At 71.6% G+C, this 2,627-nt stretch carries 2 protein-coding genes; both read left to right on the plus strand.

Features of this window, described 5'->3' with window-relative positions; all coding sequences use genetic code 11:
• The coding region (locus AB0J52_RS35530) for an ABC transporter substrate-binding protein (RefSeq protein WP_500187307.1) at positions 1-1,575 on the plus strand (1,575 nt) is incomplete at its 5' end.
• A gap of 1 nt (position 1,576) precedes the next feature.
• On the plus strand, positions 1,577-2,515 hold the full coding sequence (locus AB0J52_RS35535) for an ABC transporter permease (protein WP_500187308.1): 939 nt from the start codon (positions 1,577-1,579) through the stop codon (positions 2,513-2,515).
• Positions 2,516-2,627: the final 112 nt, after the last annotated feature.

Genomic DNA, 2,627 nt, shown 5'->3' on the forward strand with positions numbered 1-2,627 from the left:
CTCGCGGCCGCCGCCTGCGGCGGCAGCCCGGGACCCGCCGGGTCCGGAGCGTTCCAGGTCACCAAGGACACCGCGCCCGCCAAGGGCCCGGTCGACTCGGTCACCTGGTCGCTGTACGGCGAGCCGCTGTCGCTCGACTACGCCTATGCCTACGACTATCCGCCGAACACCGTGCTCGCCAACGTCTGCGAGCAGCTGCAGCGGATCACGCCCGACCTCAGGGTCGAACCGGGCCTCGCGGTGGCGTCCGCCGCGCCGGACGCCCGGCGCTGGGTCTACACGATCCGGCCGGGCGTGAGGTTCCACGACGGGACGGCGCTGACGGCCGACGACGTGGTGGCGAGCCTGCGGCGGCACCTGGACCCGAAGGTCGGCTCGTCCTGGATCTCGGCGTACACGAACGTCGCGTCCGTCGAGAAGACCGGGCCGATGCAGGTCACCGTCCACCTGACCAAGCCCGACCAGCTGTTCAACGAGGAGATGGGCACCTCCGCCGGGACGGTCGAGAGCGCCGCGACGCTCGCCAGGGCCGGCCGCGACTACGGCACTCCCGATGCGGGCGTCAACTGCACCGGCCCGTACACGCTGGCGAAGTGGCAGAAGGGCCAGGCGATCACGCTCAAGCGGTTCGACGGCTACTGGGACGCCTCGCTCCGGCCCAAGGCCGCCACGATCCGGACCGTCTTCATCCAGGACCCGTCCACCCGGGTGAACGCGATGCTGTCCGGCGAGGTCGACGGCGGCTACTTCCTCCCGTCGTCCGGCTTCGCCAAGCTGCGTGCCGCGTCCGGCGGCAGACTGTACTTCGGGCCGAACACCACGGCCGTCAGCCTGATCCCGACGAACCTCAAGGGGGTCCTCGGGGACGTCCGCGTCCGCAGGGCGCTGTCGATGGCGCTGGACCGGCCGGGCATCACCAAGGCCGCCGCCGGGGGCGTCGCCACCCCGGCGAAGGCCCCCGCTGCGCTCGGCGCGTGGGGCATCGCGCCCGAGGCCGCCAAGGGATACTACGCGCAGCTCCCCGATCTCAAGCAGGACGTGGCCGCCGCCAAGCAGCTCGTCCGGCAGGCGGGCGCGACCGGCAAGAAGATCGTCATGACGACCAGCACGGTGTCGCCGGAGATCGGCGTCATCGCCAACGCCGTCCAGGCCGCCGGACGGACGATCGGGCTCGACGTCGAACTGCGGTCGGTCGCCCCGGACGCCTACACCGCCCTGTTCACCGACGGCAAGTCCCGGACCGGCGTGGACCTGATGATGACGACCTGGTACAACTCCACGCCCGACCCGCTGGAGTTCTACGGCATCCTGCAGACCGGCAACTTCTCCAACTACGGCGGCTACTCGAACCCGGCCTACGACGCGCTGGTGAACCAGGCGAACTCGCAGCCCTCCCCTGTCGCGCGGGCCGCGACCATCGCCAAGCTCCAGAAGCTCGCCGTGGACGACATGGTCTGGATCCCGCTCTACGAGGTCCCCTACACGCTGTTCCTGAGCCGGAAGATCACCGGTGCGCCGACCGGGATCACCCAGCTCATGTACCCGTGGGCGGCGAAGCTCGGATCGGCGGGCTGAGGTGGCCCTCTTCCTCGTCAAGCGGCTCGCGGGCATGGCCGCGACCCTGTTCGCGACCTCGCTGGCCGTGTTCGGCTCGATCTACCTCGCACCCGGTGATCCCGCGACGTTCCTGATGAAGGGCCGTCCGGCCACGGCGGAGACGCTCCGGGCGATCCGCGACCAGTACCACCTGAACGATCCGTTCGCGGTGCAGTACGGCAAGTGGCTCGGCGGCGTGCTGACCGGCGACTTCGGCCGGTCGGTGCAGTTCCGGCAGGACGTCGGCGGCCTGATCGGGGCGCGGCTGCCGACCACGCTGTGGCTGGTCGCCTACGGGGCGCTGCTGATCCTGGTCGCGGGCCTCGCGCTCGGCGCGGTCGCGGCGCTGCGGCGGGGGGTCACCGACCGCCTCGTCCTCATCGGGACGGGCATGGCGACCGCGACTCCCGCGTTCGTCGCGGCGATCGGGCTGATCACGGTGTTCTCGGTGAAGCTGCACTGGTTCCCGGCGTTCGGCGACGGCACCGGGTTCGGCGGGCGGATCAGCCACCTCACGCTCCCGGCCGTCGCGTTGGCGCTGACGTTCGCGGGCCTGCTGGCGCGCGTCACGCGGTCGTCGATGCTCGAAGCGCTCGCCCGGGACCACGTGGAGGTCGCGCGGGCGCGGGGGGTGCCGGGCGCGACCGTGGTCCGCCGGCACGTGCTGCGCAACAGCCTCGGCCCGATCAGCACGGTCACCGGGACGGTCGTCGCCGGGCTGCTGGTCAGCACCTCGATCGTGGAGACCGCCTTCGGGCTGTCCGGCGTCGGACAGCTGCTGGTGTCGTCGGTGACCGTCAAGGACTTCCCCGTGGTGCAGGCCGTGTCGCTGCTGGTCGTGGTCGCCTTCGTGGTCGCGAACCTGCTGGTCGACCTGTTCCAGCCGCTCATCGACCCGCGAGTGAAGGGAGCCGCGTGATGACCGCCGTGCCCCTCGAACGCCGCCGGATGCTGCGCGGCCTGCGCGGCCTGCGCGGCGGCGACGCGTTGCAGACCGGCGCGCTGATCGTGCTCGCCGTGATCGTCCTGGT

The organism is Spirillospora sp. NPDC049652, assembly GCF_040675125.1.
GTDB lineage: Bacteria > Actinomycetota > Actinomycetes > Streptosporangiales > Streptosporangiaceae > Spirillospora.